Genomic DNA, 17,059 nt, shown 5'->3' with positions numbered 1-17,059 from the left:
ATCCCTAGAACCCCCTCGCGCGGGTGGTGCGGGTGGCGGGGCCCGGCTCGGGCAGGTCGAGGACGTCGCCGGCCGCGACATCGAGCGGGAAGACCAGCGGGTTGGCGTCCAGGATCCGCCACCACAACCCCTCGCCGCCGTAGAACCGGTGGGCCAGCAGGTCCAGGTCCTCACCCTGGACGACCCGGTGCCGTCCGGTCGTGGCGGGACGCGGCCGGGTCAGCCGCAGCGCGACCACCCGGCGCTGCGTGCCGTCCGGCGCCGTGACGGTCAGGATCGGCAGCCCCGCGTATCTGGACTCCGGGCTCGGCGGCATCAGACACCTCCCGGCAGCGGTGCGGTGGAGACGGCCTCGTCCGGCATCCGCTCGACGAGGGTGACGGCGACGTCGGCGCGCAGCGGCGCGAGCCCGAGGGTGAACAGCGTCTCGGTGATCGCGACCTCGGTCACGACGCAGTCGATGATCCGGTCGCCGAAGCCGAACACGCAGTCGGGCGGGGCGGCGAAGCCCTCCCCCCGCCCGTACAGCCCGGTGAAGGTGCCGCCGGCGTCCGGCCAGGAGCGGCTGCGCGGCCACAGCAGGGCGCGGTACTTGTTCAGCTCGGGGGTGATGCCGCCGTCGTCGTCCCTGCCGATCGGGATCCGGTCGTCGGACGGCCCGGCGTACAGGCCGTCCACCCGGACGGTGAAGCTGATCGTGCGGTCGCCGCCCTGGGTGTACTGGCGCGACGGCAGGAGCTGCCCGGGGGCGTTGACCGTCGCGTAGCCGACGGCGCGCCGGTCGCCGAGCTGGGTGGGGTTGTACTGGAACTCGATCACCACGTCGGGGACGCCGGGATCGGGGATGAGCCCGACCAGGAAGCCGCGGTCCGGCTCGCGCAGGGTATGCATCGGCTCTCCCTCCTCACGCCGGCGCCGGGGCGCGGTTGCCGGTCCGGAAGTCCTGCTCGGAGCGCAGCGACCCGAGCCGCTCCTGGATCGCCCGGATGATCTCGTCGGACAGCAGCCGCGCCGCGTCGGCCTCCAGGCGTTCGGCGTTGATGTTCACGGTGATCCCGCCGTCCACCCGGATCGACTGGTCGGCGTGCCCGGCCGCGGCCGGCGGGGGCGCCGCCGGCGCGACCGGGAGCGTGGGGCGGCCCGGGGGCTCGGCCTCGCCCGGTGTGCCGGGGACCGGCGCGGGAACCGGTGGCGGCACCGCCGACGCCCCGGCGGGCGCGGCGCCGGGCGGCAGGACTGCGCCCGGTATGCCCGGCAGGCCAGGCGGTGTCGGTACTCCAGCGGACTCGGCCCCGGGAGGCGGGGTGGCGGCCTGCTTGGCGCGGCGGTCCTCGTCGTCCTTGCGGCCCTTGGCCACGGCCGCCTCCTGGGCCGCGATCTGGCTCTCCAGTCCACCGGTGACCTGCTGCGGGGCGAAGGCCGCCGCGACGTCGATCCGCGGCACCTCCTTGGGCGGAAGCAACCGGCTCTGGACGTCGACCGGGGGGAGCAGCGCCGCCTTGCTCAGCCCGGCGAGTTGCCCGGCGGCGCTGTCGGCGAACGCGTTGTACGCCTCCAGCAGCGAGTTGACCAGGCCGACGAAGAAGTTCCGCACCTCGGTGCCCGCGGTGATGAACGCGTTGATCACACCGATCCCGGCGTTCTCGGCGGTGGCGGTGATCCAGCTCCACACCTGGGCTGCGACGGTGCCGATGCCGAGGAGGTACTGGCCGATCCGCTGTGCCTGGATGGAGACGACGTTCGCCGCGACCAGCACCGCCAGCTTGATCTCGTCCCAGTACGCGATGACCACGATGATGATGCCGACGACACCGAGCATCACCGCGATCACGGCCAGCCAGGGATTGTCGCGCAGCGCCGCCTTCACCTCGTCCCAGTAGACGATCAGCAGCGCGACCACGGCGATCAGCGCGACCACCGCGATGACCACCAGGACGACCGGATTCAGCGCCATGACCGCGTTGAACACCGCCTGGGCCGCGGCGGCGATCTGGGTGATCCCGGTGAACGCCTGGAGCACCTGCCCGGCCTGGCTCACCACCCCGCCGCCGGCCGCGAGCAGGTCCATGTAGTCCTGGGTGGACTGGAGCGGCTTGTTCCACGCCTCGCCCAGCGTGGTCACCGAGTCGTAGAACGCCGGGACCGCGGTCAGCGCCGCACCGAGGGCATCGGCACCCGCGGTGACCCGCTCACCGAGCGACCTGGCGGCGTGCGCGGAGGCGCCGGCGCCGGCCTCGTCCAGGGCGGCGGTGACGCTGTCCTCGATCCTCTTCTCGAAGGTCTCCTCCGCCCCCTGGAAGCTGGCGCCCGTGGCCGCGTCGTGCGCGGCGTCGGCGAGCTTGCCGGACGCGCCGAACAGCACGTCCATCGCGGGCCCGAAGTCGGGGCTGTGGCTCGCAGCCTCCAGTGCCTTGCGCGCGATCGGCCCCTTGGGGCTCCAGGTGAACTCGATCGCGGTGCCGAAGGTGTCCTCGATCCGGAGGCTCTCCACCGCGCGCTTGATCTCCGTGTCGGATGCGCCGAACCTGTCCCGCAGGTGGTCGGTCCAGCCTCGGAGCCGCTTCTCCAGCAGGGACATGGACTGCTCGATCGGCTCGCCGGAGAACTTCCAGACGTTGCGCGCCTCGCCCTTCGCGCCGAGGAGGAGGTCGCTGCGCAGTTGCATGTTGCTGTCCTGGTAGGCCATGGCGACGGAAGGGAACGACCTCTTGAGCGAGCCGGTCTTGTGCTCGATGTGCAGGTCGATCTCGCCCGCCTTCTTGACGAACACGTCCACGACCCGGACGAGATCGACGATCTCACCCGACGCGGTCTCCACTCTCGCCTTCACGACCTTGTTGATCTCGGCGACCTGCTTTTGGGATGCGAATCGCAATGCGTCGATCATCTGGACGAGCGAGTGCAGCACGTCACCAGGGGCCATCTTGGATTCGCGTAGGACCGTGTGGATCTGGTCCAGCATCGTCACCACCGACTCCACGTTCACCTCTCCCCCTCACCTCCGCCTCGCCGCCGCGATCTCGTCCTGCTCGCTTTCGAGCTGTTCGGTCAGTTGCCGCAGGTAGTGCCAGCGCTCCTCGGTGGGCAGGCCGAGAATCTCCTCGACCCCCCAGCTCAGGTGGTAGGCCAGGAAGAACACCTCCCGGCGCAACCGGTCCTCCTCCCCTACGAAGCCGCCAAGAAATTCGACATGTCCAGCGAGGCCGTGTACTCGCGGCCGCAGCCGCCGCAGCTCACCGGGCGGCGCAGGTCGATGCCCGGCCCGTCGGTGTTGAGCGCCCGGTCGACGAGGCCGCGGTCGGAGAGCGTCATGTCCTTGAAGACGGCGGTGCCGAGCGCCTCCAGCTTCGGCCTCGGCATGTCGCCCATCTCCTTCAGGCAACGCGCCATCAGGGCGTTCTTGCCCTGGGACGCGTTCTCCTTGACGGCACCGGCCACCCGCTCCTCGTCCAGCCCGGTCGGGTGCCGGAACACCAGCACGTCGTAGAGGTCGCCGGAACGGTCGATGTAACCGTCCTCCAGCTTCACCGTCACGTCACCGGGCACCTCGCCGGGGCCGAGCCGGACCACCTCCAGCTCGGAGAGATCCTCGATGAGGATCGTCGACTCGTGGCACACGCCGCACGCGTAGCTCGCCTGCATCTGCGCCCCGAAGGTGATCTCCCGCAGCCGGATCAGCAGGAACTGCCGGTCGGCCGAGTAGAGGCCCTGGGCGGCGCGGATTCCGGGCGCCTCCAGCGTCCCCAGCCGGACCAGGCAGTTGCCGAGCAGCTCGGAGATCATCCGCGCGCCGTTGGCCCGGTGCCGGCGGTCGGCCAGCACCGCCTCGTCGCGCCCGGTCATCTTGCGGAGCACCGCGGTCCGGTGCACCTGCCCGTCGCCGTCCTCGTAACCGACCGGCAGCTCGAACTCGAACTCACGTGGACGGGCGGGTGCGGTCACGAGACCCGCTCCATCCCGTTGTGCTCGATCTCCACCGTCTGCTTGAACAGGTTGGTCGACCCGGCCTCCAGATCGGCGAACTTGGAGGACTTGACCCAGCCCTCGTAGAAGGCGAACCGGAGCACCTCCTGGCCGTTCTCCAGCTTGATCACCGCGCCGTTGCGGCGGACGGACGACCCTTTGCTCGGGCCGTTCAGCGCGAACATGTCCTTGAACCATTCCTGGAACAGCCGGTCGAACGGGCTGCCGTCCATGTTGCGCTCGATCACGAGGGGCTCGAACTTGACCACCCCGCTGGAGATCTTGAGCACCACCGGCGAGCCGCCCACCGGCTGCTCGATGGTGTCGGTGGAGCCCTCGCTGAGCCCGGTCACCTTGGTCACCGGGCAGGCCGTCCCCGCGATCTCCAGCAGGAAGCCGTGGGTGCGGTAGGACTCGCTGAACGTCAGTTCGGACATGCCGTCTCTCCTCTCACGTCTTCGTGGCGGCCGCTCACGTCTCGGTGGCGGCCGCGCCGCTGTCCTGCTGGCCGACGGTGACGACGATCGTCTCGGCGGGCTTGACCGGGTAGAACTGCACCTCGATCCGGAAGTTGCCCAGCGTCACTTCGGCCGGCGGGTTGTTCTCCTCGTCGCACTTGACGGTGAAGGTCTGCTCGGGCGGATCGGAGCCGAAGGCGCCCTGCCTCCACAGGCCGAGCAGGAACGGCGTCACCACGTTGAGCCGGACCCGCTGCCGCAGGTCCGCCGAGTTCGGCTCCTGCACCACCCCGCTGAGCCCGTCACGCAGCGAGGACTTGACGAAGTTGAACAGCCGCCGGACGTTGACGTAGAGCCACCGGGTATCGGTGGACAGGGTGCGCGAGGCGTCCACCACGATTCCCCGCCCGGGCAGCGCCCGCACCCCGTTCACCCCGCCGCTCTTGACCAGGTCGGTGTGGTCGGCGTCGGTCATGTCGAAGCGGACGCCGAGCGCCGAGGTCAGCCCGGCCTCCGCGCCCGCCGGGGCCTTCCACACTCCGCGTTCCTCGGCGATCCGCGCGTACATGCCGAGGACGTGCCCGACGGGTGGCACCCATAGCCGCGGCGCGCCACCGGTGCGGTCGAGCGGGTTGACCACCTCGATCCACGGCGCGTAGAGCGCGCCGAAGACCTTGCGTGCGCGCAGCGGCGCCGCGTACGCCTTGATCCCCTCCAGATCGAGGTCGACGGGGGCCGTCCCCACGAACATCAGGTCGCCGCGCCGCTCGGCGTAGCCGAGACACGCGCCCACCACCCCGGCCGCGGTGGAGTCCGGGCAGGCCAGGAGCTGGATGTCCACGGTGTCGAAGGCGTACAGCCCGGTCCGGGCGGCCGGGTCGCCGGCGAAGGCGGTCTCGTTCGGCGTCTGGCCGTCGGCGCCGGAGCGGCCGCTCGTCCCGGCGCCGACCTGGAAGAGGCCCGGCGCGGGCAGGTCGTCCACCGGACCGGAAGGGCTGCCCCGGTCGGTCACCGTGACATACCGCGAGCCCGACAGCTGGTCGTTCACCGCGGTGCCGACGTAGTGCGCCGCCCCGTCCTGCATGGTGAGCGACTCGAACCGCTCGACTTCGGCCCCGTCGCGGCTGACGATCAGGTCGAACTCCGCCGACCGGATCCGGGCGGCATTCGCCGCGATCCCGGCGCCGGGGAGCGCGCCGGTCCAGGTGACGTACCTCGCGTCCTCGGCCACCACCGCCAGGGTGCGGCGCTGCGCCGCCCCCGGCACCGACGTCGCGCCGGTCAGGCCGAGCGCGGCGGTGGCGTCCACCGTGCCGGGAGTGACGACGAGCCTGGAGTCGGATCCGTAGGAGTCCGACATCAGCACCAGCCGGCCGCCCGCGTCCAGCGCGGCCGTCGCGGACGGAAGGTACCGGTTGAGGACGGCGACAAGGTCCGCCGGCTGCACATTGGCGAGCCCGTTCGGGAAGTCGGCCGCACGCAGGACGACCGCGACCGGCGCCGCGCCATCGACCGCCACGTTGATCGCCGAGTCGGCGGGGACGGTCTGGCTCGGCGCCGCGGTGCCGACCACCCGGGCCCGGCTCTCGATGAGCACCGCCGCGCCCGGCAGCAGCCCGCCGACCGCGCCCACGGCGGCCAGCGTGACGCCGGCCAGGGCACCGTCGGTGGTGGCGGTCGAGCCGGCGAATCCGAGCACGGCCGCCGCGGACTCGCTGAGCTCCAAGCGCGACGCCGGGCCGGGCACCGTACTGGCCAGCAGGACCCGGCCGTCCGGGGTGACCGCGGCCCGCACGCGCAGCGTCTGCCGCGCCACCGCGGCGGCCACCTCGGCCGCCGACGCCGCACCGGGGTGGGCGAAGTCGGACGCGCGGAAGGTGACCGAAGCGGCCTTCACGACCCCGTTGACCGCGATGTCCAGTCTCTGGCCGTCGGCGATCGCGAACGGCTCCGCCCTCGACCCGGCGACCTGGGCGGGCACCGCCACGACGGCCCGGGGATGGTCGGCGACGCCTACCGACAGCGAGTTCCCCCAGGCGCCGGGGTCTTCTCGGCCGAGCGCGCCCGCGGTCACCTGGAGGGTGGGCACGCCTTTGCGGTCGGCCAGCGTCACCTGGGCCGCCCGTGCCGTCTCCCGGTCCACGACCCGCACCGCGTACGCCTCGGTTCCGCCGTTGTCGAAGAACCCGCGCATCGCGTGCGGCCCGAAGACGTCCGGGACGAACCCGCCGAAGGCGGCGGCGTAGTCGCCGGGGCCGTGCAGGGCGACCGGCACGTTGGGGATCCCGCGCTCGGTGCGCAGCAGGAACCCGGCGACCGAGACCGGCGCGGACGCGATGGCGGGAGCGGCGGGCCCGTCGATCTCCACGACGTTGACGCCGATGTTGAAGGCCATGGCTGCCCCTCCTACCTCTCCGCGGCGGATCCGCCGCCGGGCTGCTGGCCGACCACGATGAGCACCGTCTCGGCGGGCCGGACGGGATAGAAGGAGACCTCCACCCGGAAGTTGCCGAGGTCGACCTCGTTCGGCGGGTTGTTCTCGGCGTCGCATTTGACGGTGAACGTCTGCTCCGGAGGATCGCCGCCGAACGCCCCCTGCCGCCACAGGCCCATGAGGAACGGCGTGATCAGGTTGGCCCGGACGGACCGGCGCAGTTGCTCGGTGTGCGGCTGCTGCGGGACGGACCGGAGCCCGTCGCGCAGCGACGCCTTGACGTAGTTGAACAGCAGCCGGACGTTGACATGGAGCCAGCGGGTGTCGGTGGACAACGTCCGCGACGCCGCCACCACGATGCCGAAACTGCGTTGCGGCCGGATGCCGTTGACCCGCCCCGCCCGCACGAGGTCGGTGTGCTGGCCGTCGGTGAACCGGGCGGCCACGTCCAGGGCGCCGCGCACCTGGGCGGACGTGCCCGCGGGGGCCTTCCAGATCCCCCGCTCGGTGTCGGTCCGCGCGTACACCCCCATGATGTGACCGTCGGGCGGCACGAACCGGGCGGACGACGGCCCCGCGGCGGCCGGGTCGGCCACCTGGATCCACGGGGTGTACAGCGCGCCGTACACCTTGGCGCCCTGGAACCGGGCCGCGTAATCGGAGGCCGTCTTGGCGTAGTCATTCTCTGTCTGGTCGTAGTCGGCGGGCGCCCGCGCCACGCTCACCCCACCCCGGCGGCCCCGGTCCGGCACCGCACCGACGAACACGGCGTCGCCGCGTCCCGCGCAGTAGTCCAGCGCGGCCCGTACGACCTGGTCGCGTCCCGCGTCGCCCAGCCCGTGCGCGTCGGGCAGGGCGATCAGCTGCACCGCGACGGTATCGAGGGCGGTCAGCCCGGTCCGCGCCGCGGCGTCGCCGATCAGGTCGGCCGCGGTCGGCGCGGCGTCGGCGCCGTTGTCCAGCGCCTTGTTCGTGACGATCGCCGGGAGCCTGTCCCCCACCGGCGCGGCACCGCCCAGGTCGGTGACGGTGAGGTACCGCGAACCGCTGAAGGTGTGGTTGAGGCGAGCCACGACGTAGTCCGAGGAGTCGCTCTCCATGCTGAGGTTGCGCCAGGTCTCCACGATGGCGGCCGGCGCGGCCGGGTCGGGCTGGTGGCGCACCGTGAGCCGGAACTCGGCCGTGGTCACCACGATGGTCGCGCTCGGCAGTGCCCCGGAGAGCGGGTCCGCCCAGCCGACCGTGCCGGTGACCGGGTCGACCGATGTCACCCGGCGGTGCACGACCGGCGACGTGCCGCCGGAGAAGCGCAGCACCGAGCCGACGTCGATGCCCGCCAGCGACACGAGCCGCGCGCTCGTGGCGTTCGCGCCGGAGTCTGCGGCGAGCCTGGTGGTGCCGCGCGGGTCGTCCGACACCTCGACCCGCAGCCGCTCCCCCCACTCTCCCGGGTCCGGGCGGCCCCGGTACCCGGCGGCCAGGCGCAGCGCCGGGGCCGCGGCCTGCTGCCGGTTGGTCAGCGTCAGCGTCGCCGGAGCGCTGCCCGCGCCGGCCACCCGGCTGACGTAGGCCGTCCCGCCGCCGTTGCGGAAGAAGCCCTCCAGCGCATAGCCGAGCAGCCCGTCGCCACGGCCGAACCTGTCGCGGAACTGCGCCGCGCCGGTCAGCCGCACCGGCTGGTCGAGCGGCCCGCGCTCGGCCGGCCCGACGAACGCGGCGACCGAGGTCGGCGCCGCGGCGATCGCCGGTACCGCCGAGCCGTCGGACTCGACGACGTTCACGCCCACGTTCACTGCCATGTCATGACGTCCCTTCGGTTGCCGTGCGGTTCCGTCGGGCTCGGTCCACGCCGAGCGCCACGCGGACCGCCCTCGTGCGCCGTCATGACCCGACCACGATCCCCTCGTCGTCTTCGCCGGAGCCGCCCGGCTGCCCGGTCCGGGACTCGACGCGCGCCACGCACGCGATCTCGCGGCGGGCGGCCACCTCGGCACGCGCGCCCACCCGGACGTACACCGGTGCCGGGCCCCGGGAGTCGCGCTCCAGCAGCGGCGCCGGGACGATCCACACCGGCGCGGGCGCCCCGTCGATCCACAACGCCCGGTCGGCGGACAGCCGGCGCACCACCGCTCCGACCAAGGCCGCCCGGTCACGCGCGGCCACCACGTCGAGCTGGTAGTCGGCCAGGTAGGCGCGGGCGGCCCGGCGGACGCTGCACACCGTGAGCGCGCCGCGCGGCCGGAAGCTGTCCCGCTGGTCGAGCTGCCACGACCGGGGCAGGTCCTCGCGCACGTCGAGCGGCGCGAGGGCGATGCGCGGTGTGACCGGCTCGTCGGTCACCGGCACCAGCACGGTGACGGTGCCGCCGGACGGGGTGAACGCGCCGCCGAGCGGCCGGGCCAGGGTCAGCGTGCTCCGCCCCGTCGCGGGATCGGCCGCCGCCTCGACCAGGTCGTGCACCTCGGTGCCCGCGGTCCCGCCGTCCAGCCGGACCCTGTTGCCGGCCGCGAACCCCCGCCCCGTCACCGGCACGACGGTGGCCCCGGCGCTCACCGCCGCCGCGACCGGGATCCGGGCCAGCCCTGGCGGTTCCACACCTGCGAGCGCGTCGCGCAGCGCGCGTTCGACGTCGTCGAGCATCTCCTCGCGCACCGCGAGCAGTGGCGAGAGCCGGACGGTGAACGGCGCCGGGCCGAGGGGCTCCAGCGCGAACCGTCGGACCGCACCGCGCCGGTCTGCCTCGATGCCGATGCGGCGCTGCTCCCAGGTACCCGGCGCACCCGCGGGCAGGTACCAGCGGTGCCGGTCGGCCGGGCCGTCGGCGGCGTCCTGGTAGGTCAGCGCCAGGTAGTAGGGTCGCCGGCCCGACCCGTCGGCCGGGCGGTCGGCCTGGATCCACAGCCGCAGTTCCTCCGCCCCCGTCAGGTCGAGGGGCGCCGCCGGCACGAACTCGGCGGCTCCGGTCGCGCCGCCGTCGTGGCGCAGCCGCCCGACGACGGTCTCGGCGCCGAAGAGCGGACGCCGCTCCACCGTCATGCGCAGCGCGGGGTCGGTCGAACTCCACGGCACCGTCATGTCGTGAACGACCAGGCTCGTCACGGCGGGGCGCCCGTCGGTCGCAACTCGTCCATGCCCGGGACCCTAGGTTGCGCATAGTCACCGCGCCGTCACCGTCGCGTCGCATAACAGCACGGTGACGCCGTCGGGTTCATGGTGTGGGCATGCACGGACCACGCGCGCACACCGCGGTCTGCCTCCTCAGGGTGGAAAGCCAGCCAACGGGCCTGCTCATCTCACTGATCATCACTCGGGACGTCGTGCTCGGCTGCCCTGAACCCGTCCGCCACTTCTCCGACGCGGACGCGGCGGCCGCCGCGGTCGCCGACTTCTTGCGGTCCGCTCCACCGGACGGGGGTCGACCTCGCGTGTGACGTTGGGCGAGACTGTGACGAAGTGGTGACGGTAGGTGACCTACCGTCACGTGACCCCGTTCCACGGCAAGGGGAGCCAATGGACACGCAGGCGTCGATGTTGCATCTGTTCGAAGGCCCGTACGTCACGGTCGGCGGCCGGCGCCAGGACATCCCCCGCGGTAGCAGGCGGTTGCTGGCGTTCGTCGCCCTCAACCGGCGGCGGGTCGATCGCCGCTGCGCCGCCGACGCGCTGTGGCCGGGCAGCGACGGCGAACGCGCCTCCGGCAATCTGCGCTCCGCGCTGTGGCGGCTGCGGGGCGCGCAGATCGAGGTCCTGGCCTCCGACAAATGGTCGATCTGGCTGGACGGCGGAGTGGCGGTCGACGCCCACCTCATCGGCGACTGGGCCGGACGCCTGATCGCCGGCGCCGAGGAGCGTGCCGACCTGGACGTCTCTCCCACCTGCCTGGACGCGCTCGACCTTCTCCCCGGCTACTACGACGACTGGGCCCTGCTGGAGCGCGAACGGCTCCGCCAGCGAATGCTGCACGCGCTGGAGTCGCTCAGCCGCCGGCTGGCCAGGCTCGGCCGTCACGCCGACGCCGTCGAGGCCGCCATGCTCGCCATCAACGCCGAGCCGCTGCGCGAGAGCGCGCAGCGGGCCCTCATCGAAGCCCATCTGGCCGAGGGCAACGTCGTCGAAGCCCGCAAGAGCTACCAGCGCTACGCGAGCCTGATCCGCCGCGAACTGAACGTCCTCCCCTCCCCATCGCTCAGCCGCCTCGTCCAGCCCGCCCCCTATGCCGCCTCGTCGTTTCCAGCCCCCGACCCTCCGCTCCGGCGCCGGGACACGGCCATAGGTCGCCCAACCTCACATCTGCTCGATATCCCGACGCCGCGCCTGTGCGGTGTTGACGAGCGCGGTGGTGACGAGCGCGATGTGAACGAGTGCGGGGTGAACGAGTGCGGTGTTGACGAGAAGGCATCCGCTCCGAACGAGATGAGCCGGGGCTGAGGCTCGCGGGCTCGGCCCCGTTCCCGGTCGGCCCGGCCTGGTCGGCGCTCCGGTCAGCGCCGACCAGGCCGGGCCGGGTGACGCTATCGGGGGGTGCGGGTAGTGCAGGCGCCGACGAAGACCTGGCAGTAGGTTCGTCGGTCGCCCAGCGGGGTGGCGGATCGCCCGTGCCAGACCATCATGGGCGACCTGGGCCATCTTCTGGGCCTGGGCGGCGGTGAGGGTCGCGTTGGTGGCGACCACGCCGATGGTGGTGTTCTCGTCGACCTTGCGGTCGGTGTGACCCGGGCGAGGGTCGGACTTCGGACCCGCGGAGGTCTGGCAGCCGCGCGGCGGGCGCCGGGTGTCACCGAACTCGTTCCCGACCTCCATGTAGAGCGTGTACAGCTCGCACCCTTCGGCCTGGTTGTAGACCTTGCCGGCGGAGTTGACGACGACCAGCGCGCCGACGTACAGGCCGTCGCCGAGGTCGATGCTCACGGTTTGGCCGCCTGGTATCCCGCGTCCAGGCCGGGGATCTTCTCCATGTGGTCATTGGCGTCGGCGCCCTGACCGAGGTCGAAGACGGTCGCGCCGGGCACCACCGGGACCGAGCCCGCACCGAGCGGCACGGTCGCGGCCAGGACGGCGGCGAGCGCCAGGCACGCGGGGGTGTGGGGGGGATCGTTACGAAGTGCCCGCCGTAGGCGGTGACCCAGGCCGGTCCCGCCGACCGTAGGCGCTGCCAGCGGCGCGCGGCCCGATCCTCGGCCGCTCCCTGACCTTGGCCAATCCCAAACGCATGGGCTGGATCCTCGACCAGGCGGGGCGAGCCGTCCGCCACGTCCCCATCGACCTGTGGCAGTAGCCCTTTCGGCTGACGTCCGAACTTGCGGGTTCGGCAACAGAACTTGCCTGGAGGGGCGTCGGGTTCGCAGTGTGGTCAGTGGAGGTGGTCAGTGTGTCCGAAGACTATGACGTGGTGGTGATCGGCGGCGGTGCCGCGGGGCTGAACGGGGGGCTGATGCTGGCCCGCGCCCGGCGGTCGGTGGTGGTGATCGACGCGGGCGACCCGCGGAACGCGCCCGCCGGGCATGTGCACGGGCTGCTGGGCCGGGAGGGGATCGCTCCGGGCGAGTTGCTGGAACGGGGACGGGCGGAGGTCAGCGGCTTTGGCGGCCGGGTCCTGCGCGGGACGGTCGGTGCCGTGGCCCGTGAGGACGGCGGGTTCGCGGTCGAGCTCGTCGATGGTTCGAGGATCCGGGCGCGCCGGGTGCTGGTGACCACGGGGCTGGTCGACGAGCTACCGGACGTTCCGGGGCTGCGGGACCGGTGGGGACGTGACGTGCTGCACTGCCCGTACTGTCACGGCTGGGAAGTCCGTGACCAGGCCATCGGCGTGTTGGCGAGCGGACCGCTCTCGGTCCATCAGGCGCTGCTGTTCCGCCAGTGGAGCGACGATGTCACGTTCTTCTCCCACACCCTGCGGCCGACCGGCGAGCAGGTCGAGGAACTGGCGGCGCGCGACATCCGGGTGGTGGACGGGGAGGTGGCGTCCCTGGAGGTCGTCGAGGACCGCCTCACCGGTGTGCGGCTGAGCGACGGCACCCTGGTCGCGCGGGAGGCGCTGGCGGTCTCGCCCCGGATGGTGGCGCGGGCCGGGTTCCTGGCGGGGCTCGGGCTGCGGCCGGTGGATCACCCGTCGGGCGCCGGCGAGCACATCCCCGCGGACGCGGCCGGACGTGCCGAGGCGCCAGGGGTCTGGGTCGCGGGCAATGTCACCGACCTGATGGCGCAGGTCGGAGCCGCGGCCGCCGCGGGCGCCGCCGCCGCGGCCCAGATCAACGCCGATCTGGTCGCCGAGGAGACCCGGGAGGCGGTCGCGGCCGCCCGGAACCGGTTCTCCGCCGACACCGAGGCCCGCAACTGCGCACGGGTGGCCGCCGACCGACGCCACGGCCTGTGAGGAGTCACCGCGCGGCATCGCCGGGCGGCGCGGCATGGCCCCGAGCCACGGGGCCATGCCGATGATCCGACGTCAGACCCGGCGCTGGGTCTCCTCCAGATAGCGCAGGACGGCGGTGACCCTCCGGTCCGCCCGGTCCGAGGGCGACAGGTCGAGCTTGGCGAAGATGTTGCGGATGTGCTTGTGGACGGTGCCCTCGGCGACATAGAGCCGCTCGGCGATGGCGATGTTGCCCAGCCCCTCGGCCATCAGCGCGAGCACGTCCCCCTCCCGGGAGGTCAGCCGCTCCAGCGCGCTGTCGGGACGGATACGTGTGAGCAGCTGCGCGACGACGTCCGGATCGATGGCCGTGCCGCCGGCGGCCACCCGGTGCAGCGCGTCGAGGAACTGCTCGACGCGCCCGACCCGTTCCTTGAGCAGGTAGCCGAGCCGGTCGGCGCCGGCCGCGAGCAGCTCGGCGGCGAACGCGTGCTCGACGTAGGCCGACAGCACGAGGACGGCCAGCCCGGGGCGGCGGCGGCGCGCCTCGACCGCCGCCTTGATCCCCTCGTCGGTGTGGGTCGGCGGCATCCGCACGTCGACCACGGCGACGTCGGGCTCGTAGGCGTCGACCGCGTCCAGGAACGCCTCCGGGGAGTCGGTGGTGGCCACCACGTCCAGCGATTCCGCGCGCAGGAGCAGCGCCACCCCCTCGCGCAGCAGTGGGTCGTCCTCGGCGATCACGATCCGCATGGCAGGTCCATTCGGAGGGTCGTCGGTCCGCCGGGAGGGCTGGTCAGGGTGAGCTTGCCGTCATGCGCCTCGATCCGGCTGCGAATGCCGGCGATCCCCGTGCCGCTCTGCTCGTCCGCGCCGCCGACGCCGTCGTCCTCGACCAGCAGGGACAGCACGTCGCCCACCCGTCGGACGGTCACCGTGGCGCGCCGGGCCCGGCTGTGCCTGGAGATGTTGGTGAGCGCCTCGGCCGCCATGAAGTAGGCGGTGGCCTCGACGGACGCGGCGCAGCGGACGGGGACGTCGACGTCCACCCGGCAGGGGATTCCGCAGTCGGCCGCGAGCCCGGCCAGCGCGCCGGCGAGCCCCCGGTCGGCGAGGACGGGCGGCAGGATGCTGCGCACGACCGTGCGGAGCTCGGCCAGCGCCTGCTCGGCGGCGTCCTGGGCGCGTTCGAGGACGGCGCCCGCGCTGGCGGGATCGCGCGCCAGCGCTCGGCGCGTCGCACCGAGCAGCACGGTGACGGCGACGAGCCGGTTCTGGGTCCCGTCGTGCAGCGAGCGCTCGATCCGCCGCAGTTCCGTCCCGTGGGCGTCCAGCGCGGCGGCGCGGGTGGCCGACAGCCGCGCGACCCGCAGGGTCAGGTCGCTGTCGGCGTTGGGCACCAGCAGCCGCCGCCCCGGCAACGCCTGCAACCAGGCCATTCCCGTCCCAAGGACCAGGAAGGCGACGCCGAGCCCCACGCCGAGCAGCGAGACCGCCACGGCGTCGGTGTTGTCGCGCACCGTCCAGAACACCAGGTTCGGCGTGGCCTTGCCCTCAGGAAGCAGCCGCCACCACAGCGGGAAGGTGATGTCCTGCGCGGCGTTGATCGCGGTCGTCGCCCCCACCAGGCTGAGGAACAGGCCCAACGTCCCGTGGATGAACACCCAGCGCAGCTCACGCCGGAAGACCGGGTCCGCGTACGCGGCACGCGCGCGGTTGGGTACTGGTCCCGCGCAGATGATCTCCGGACCCCACCGGGAGAGCCTCGCGCGCTCCCGGTCGGCCGCCGTCCGCACGACGCGTGGCACGGTACGGGCTAAGAGGAGGCCCACACCGGTGAAGCACGCGAGCCCCACCACGAGGATCCAGGTCAGGGCGGTGAGCGCCAGCATGGCCGTGCCGAGGCCGCCCACGAGGTGTTCGAGCGCGTCGAGGATGGCGCGGGCGCGCGCTATCGCCTTCCCTCCGCTCCGCCGGGAAACGGCCGGTCCTGACTCCTCCGCGAGCATCTGTACCTCCTCGGCCGGTGACGCCAGGACAGCAGAGCGATCTGCGCCGACGGCCGCGCGTGGTACAGCCTGCTGTACCGAAGACGGCTCGGTGGCTGGATCGCTTTCCACCATGGCGGTTCCTAGCGTGTCTCCTGGCAATAGCACCACTGAATCAGGAGAACGCAAATGACGGACCCTGACGACTTCTCCGAGACGTCATCCGCGCCCTCCTCCACTCCGTCCACGCGCCCGCAGGGCGGGAAAACCCGGCCGATGCTCTGGCTGCTGCTGGTGACCGGCGCCGCCGGGACGACGGCGACCAAGGGCGCCTGCGACGGTGTCGCGGCCGCCTTCGGGGCCGCCACGCTCGCCAGCGCCACCGCTCTGATCATCCAGCATTACCGGAACCGGCGCCGCTGAGAATCACGTTCGGAGCGCACCGCAAAGGAGCCACCACCGGAACCGCCCGGTTGTGGACGGCCTCGGCGGTGGCTTTCGTGCGTCTCTTTCGAGTGGCATCCCCATTCCGGCCCGGTACTTTTACTTGGATCCGGCGGCGCACAACTCCCTGTCGATCAAAGCGTTCTGCGCACGCAGGGTGGAGAGGTCGGAGTTGGTACCGTCCCCCGTCGTCTCCACCACGACAGAGCGCGCGCCGTCGGTGGTGACACCGCTCCGGGTGGCATAGCCCGCGACGTCGCCAGGGTGGCCCCAGTAGCTCCCGCCGCAGGTCAGCGAGGCCTGGAGCAGTCCGAGCCCGTAGCGCGCCCCCGGCCACACGGCCTCCAGTTCCTCTGCCCGCACCGTGGTCTTCATCTCGGCCAGCTGCGCCGCGGGCACCACCTGGCCCTTCAGGAGGGCGGTGAAGAACCGGTTCTGGTCGGCGGTGGTGGTGACCATGGCCCCGGCCGCACCGCCCGCCGAGGGGTTCCAGTCACTGGTGTCGATCGCGTCCTCGACCGGCGGGTCCTGGTTGTCGGGGGTGGGGAAGGCCGAATAGCCACGCGTGTGGGGGGCCACGATGAAGGGCTGGTCGTAGGGAGCGGAGGTCCCGCGCAGTCCGAGCGGCTGAATGATGCGCCGGGTCACCTCCTGGTACCAGCCGCGGCCGGTGATCTTCTCGATGATCATTCCGGCCAGGGTGTAGTTGGTGTTGGAGTACTTCCAGCGGGAGCCGGGAGTGAATTCCGGCTTGTGCCGCATCGCGATCGCCACCAGTTCCTGACCGGTCCAGGTCCTGAAGCGATTGGCCTCGAACGCCTTCTTGTCGGTGAGCGGAGGAAAGTCAAAGGTGTAGTTGAAGATTCCGCTCGTGTGCTGAAGCAACTGCCGGATGGTGACCTTCGAAGCATCGTTGCCGTTGCCCGTCACCACCCCCGGCAGCCAACGCTCCACGGTGTCGTCGAGGGACAGCTTGCCCTCGGCCACCATTTGCAGCACCACGGCGGCGACGAACGTCTTGGTGGCGCTGCCCATCCGGTAGGCCTCCCCCGCCTCCACCGCTTCACCGGTCTCCCTGTCGGACACCCCGGCGGTGGCGTACTGGGAGCCCTTCGGACCGATCGACTGCGCCTGCACACCGACGACCGCCTTGGTCGCCTGGATCGCGTTCACCCGTTCCTGCAACGAGTCCTGCGCCGGCTTGGGCGCGGCGGCCGCCGGGTGAGCGAACCCGGCCCCGGCCATCGCGGTGGCGGCGAGCGCCGTGGCGGTAAGTTTCTTGCTGATCCTGACGCGCATCAGTCACGAACTCCCTCGCGAATCGGTGATGGCATCGCTATTGCGATGCCATCACCGTAGGAAGGAGAAGAGGGAGCGACGAGAGAGCGGGCTCCCATCTCTGTTGGGCGTGAACAAGCAT

The 17,059-nt window shown here is 72.3% G+C and carries 17 protein-coding genes and 1 pseudogene; 4 read left to right on the top strand and 14 right to left on the bottom strand.

The genetic code is table 11. The features are described 5' to 3' along the window. Window positions 1-4: 4 nt before the first annotated feature. The 9 genes from AMA02S_RS28635 to AMA02S_RS28600 all read right to left on the bottom strand — a co-directional run bounded on the left by AMA02S_RS28635 (window position 5) and on the right by AMA02S_RS28600 (window position 9,954). The gene (locus tag AMA02S_RS28635) at window positions 5-316 is read right to left on the bottom strand and encodes a LysM peptidoglycan-binding domain-containing protein (protein WP_067463972.1); all 312 of its coding nucleotides are present in this window, start codon (window positions 314-316) and stop codon (window positions 5-7) included. Next, a complete protein-coding gene (locus AMA02S_RS28630; protein ID WP_067463969.1) occupies window positions 316-891 on the bottom strand; it encodes a hypothetical protein in 576 nt (191 codons plus the stop codon). Before AMA02S_RS28630 ends, AMA02S_RS28635 begins: the two co-directional genes overlap by 1 nt. Before the next feature lie 13 nt (window positions 892-904). Continuing rightward, entirely contained in the window at window positions 905-2,986 is a 2,082-nt protein-coding gene (locus AMA02S_RS28625; protein WP_067463966.1) for a hypothetical protein, read from the bottom strand. Between the two features lie 9 nt (window positions 2,987-2,995). Continuing rightward, the gene (locus tag AMA02S_RS42220; protein ID WP_157430883.1) at window positions 2,996-3,151 is read right to left on the bottom strand and encodes a hypothetical protein; all 156 of its coding nucleotides are present in this window, start codon (window positions 3,149-3,151) and stop codon (window positions 2,996-2,998) included. Window positions 3,152-3,165: 14 nt separating this feature from the next. Further along, a complete protein-coding gene (locus AMA02S_RS28620; RefSeq protein WP_067463963.1) occupies window positions 3,166-3,942 on the bottom strand; it encodes a T4 family baseplate hub assembly chaperone in 777 nt (258 codons plus the stop codon). Further along, window positions 3,939-4,400, bottom strand: coding sequence for a phage tail protein (locus tag AMA02S_RS28615; RefSeq protein ID WP_067463958.1), 462 nt, complete (start codon window positions 4,398-4,400; stop codon window positions 3,939-3,941). Before AMA02S_RS28615 ends, AMA02S_RS28620 begins: the two co-directional genes overlap by 4 nt. 34 nt (window positions 4,401-4,434) lie before the next feature. Then, entirely contained in the window at window positions 4,435-6,816 is a 2,382-nt protein-coding gene (locus tag AMA02S_RS28610) for a phage tail sheath C-terminal domain-containing protein (protein WP_067463955.1), read from the bottom strand. Between the two features lie 11 nt (window positions 6,817-6,827). After that, window positions 6,828-8,654, bottom strand: a complete 1,827-nt coding sequence (locus AMA02S_RS28605; protein WP_084265690.1) for a phage tail sheath subtilisin-like domain-containing protein — start codon at window positions 8,652-8,654, stop codon at window positions 6,828-6,830. A gap of 82 nt (window positions 8,655-8,736) precedes the next feature. Then, window positions 8,737-9,954, bottom strand: coding sequence for a serine/threonine-protein kinase (locus AMA02S_RS28600; RefSeq protein ID WP_067463951.1), 1,218 nt, complete (start codon window positions 9,952-9,954; stop codon window positions 8,737-8,739). 122 nt (window positions 9,955-10,076) lie between these two features. Here AMA02S_RS28600 and AMA02S_RS42215 point away from each other — a divergent pair, with 122 nt between their 5' ends. Together AMA02S_RS42215 and AMA02S_RS28595 are read left to right on the top strand one after the other, a co-directional pair. Beyond that, complete coding sequence (locus tag AMA02S_RS42215) at window positions 10,077-10,286, top strand: hypothetical protein (protein WP_157430882.1); 210 nt, start codon at window positions 10,077-10,079, stop codon at window positions 10,284-10,286. Window positions 10,287-10,365: 79 nt separating this feature from the next. Then, a pseudogene (locus tag AMA02S_RS28595) lies at window positions 10,366-11,043 on the top strand (AfsR/SARP family transcriptional regulator); the annotation flags it as partial. A 96-nt stretch (window positions 11,044-11,139) separates the two neighbouring features. Here the strand turns inward: AMA02S_RS28595 and AMA02S_RS45115 are convergent. Together AMA02S_RS45115 and AMA02S_RS44765 are read right to left on the bottom strand one after the other, a co-directional pair. After that, the gene (locus tag AMA02S_RS45115; protein WP_369688413.1) at window positions 11,140-11,763 is read right to left on the bottom strand and encodes a P1 family peptidase; all 624 of its coding nucleotides are present in this window, start codon (window positions 11,761-11,763) and stop codon (window positions 11,140-11,142) included. After that, entirely contained in the window at window positions 11,760-11,894 is a 135-nt protein-coding gene (locus tag AMA02S_RS44765) for a hypothetical protein (protein WP_281181932.1), read from the bottom strand. Before AMA02S_RS44765 ends, AMA02S_RS45115 begins: the two co-directional genes overlap by 4 nt. Before the next feature lie 314 nt (window positions 11,895-12,208). Here AMA02S_RS44765 and AMA02S_RS28590 point away from each other — a divergent pair, with 314 nt between their 5' ends. After that, a complete protein-coding gene (locus AMA02S_RS28590; protein WP_067463946.1) occupies window positions 12,209-13,228 on the top strand; it encodes an NAD(P)/FAD-dependent oxidoreductase in 1,020 nt (339 codons plus the stop codon). 72 nt (window positions 13,229-13,300) lie between these two features. Here AMA02S_RS28590 and AMA02S_RS28585 read toward each other — a convergent pair whose 3' ends face one another. Together AMA02S_RS28585 and AMA02S_RS28580 are read right to left on the bottom strand one after the other, a co-directional pair. Then, window positions 13,301-13,960, bottom strand: coding sequence for a response regulator transcription factor (locus AMA02S_RS28585; protein WP_067463943.1), 660 nt, complete (start codon window positions 13,958-13,960; stop codon window positions 13,301-13,303). Next, window positions 13,948-15,216, bottom strand: a complete 1,269-nt coding sequence (locus AMA02S_RS28580) for a sensor histidine kinase (RefSeq protein WP_067463939.1) — start codon at window positions 15,214-15,216, stop codon at window positions 13,948-13,950. Before AMA02S_RS28580 ends, AMA02S_RS28585 begins: the two co-directional genes overlap by 13 nt. A 168-nt stretch (window positions 15,217-15,384) precedes the next feature. Between AMA02S_RS28580 and AMA02S_RS28575 the strand changes: the two genes are divergently transcribed. Then, on the top strand, window positions 15,385-15,618 hold the full coding sequence (locus AMA02S_RS28575; protein WP_067463929.1) for a hypothetical protein: 234 nt from the start codon (window positions 15,385-15,387) through the stop codon (window positions 15,616-15,618). Window positions 15,619-15,738: 120 nt separating this feature from the next. On the opposite strand, the gene AMA02S_RS28570 is transcribed toward AMA02S_RS28575, so the two are convergent. Then, a complete protein-coding gene (locus AMA02S_RS28570; RefSeq protein WP_067463926.1) occupies window positions 15,739-16,938 on the bottom strand; it encodes a serine hydrolase domain-containing protein in 1,200 nt (399 codons plus the stop codon). Between the last annotated feature and the right edge of the window lie 121 nt (window positions 16,939-17,059).

Source organism: Actinomadura macra NBRC 14102 (genome assembly GCF_001552215.1).
GTDB lineage: Bacteria > Actinomycetota > Actinomycetes > Streptosporangiales > Streptosporangiaceae > Spirillospora > Spirillospora macra.
This window is presented reverse-complemented; position numbering and strand designations above follow the sequence as displayed.

Bases quoted from the DNA above. Each gene is read 5' to 3' on its own strand.
- AMA02S_RS28635 (WP_067463972.1), bottom strand. From the start codon at position 316: ATGCCGCCGAGCCCGGAGTCCAGATACGCGGGGCTGCCGATCCTGACC.
- AMA02S_RS28630 (WP_067463969.1), bottom strand. From the start codon at position 891: ATGCATACCCTGCGCGAGCCGGACCGCGGCTTCCTGGTCGGGCTCATC.
- AMA02S_RS28615 (WP_067463958.1), bottom strand. From the start codon at position 4,400: ATGTCCGAACTGACGTTCAGCGAGTCCTACCGCACCCACGGCTTCCTG.
- AMA02S_RS28610 (WP_067463955.1), bottom strand. From the start codon at position 6,816: ATGGCCTTCAACATCGGCGTCAACGTCGTGGAGATCGACGGGCCCGCC.
- AMA02S_RS28605 (WP_084265690.1), bottom strand. From the start codon at position 8,654: ATGGCAGTGAACGTGGGCGTGAACGTCGTCGAGTCCGACGGCTCGGCG.
- AMA02S_RS42215 (WP_157430882.1), top strand. From the start codon at position 10,077: ATGCACGGACCACGCGCGCACACCGCGGTCTGCCTCCTCAGGGTGGAA.
- AMA02S_RS28585 (WP_067463943.1), bottom strand. From the start codon at position 13,960: ATGCGGATCGTGATCGCCGAGGACGACCCACTGCTGCGCGAGGGGGTG.
- AMA02S_RS28580 (WP_067463939.1), bottom strand. From the start codon at position 15,216: ATGCTCGCGGAGGAGTCAGGACCGGCCGTTTCCCGGCGGAGCGGAGGG.
- AMA02S_RS28575 (WP_067463929.1), top strand. From the start codon at position 15,385: ATGACGGACCCTGACGACTTCTCCGAGACGTCATCCGCGCCCTCCTCC.
- AMA02S_RS28570 (WP_067463926.1), bottom strand. From the start codon at position 16,938: ATGCGCGTCAGGATCAGCAAGAAACTTACCGCCACGGCGCTCGCCGCC.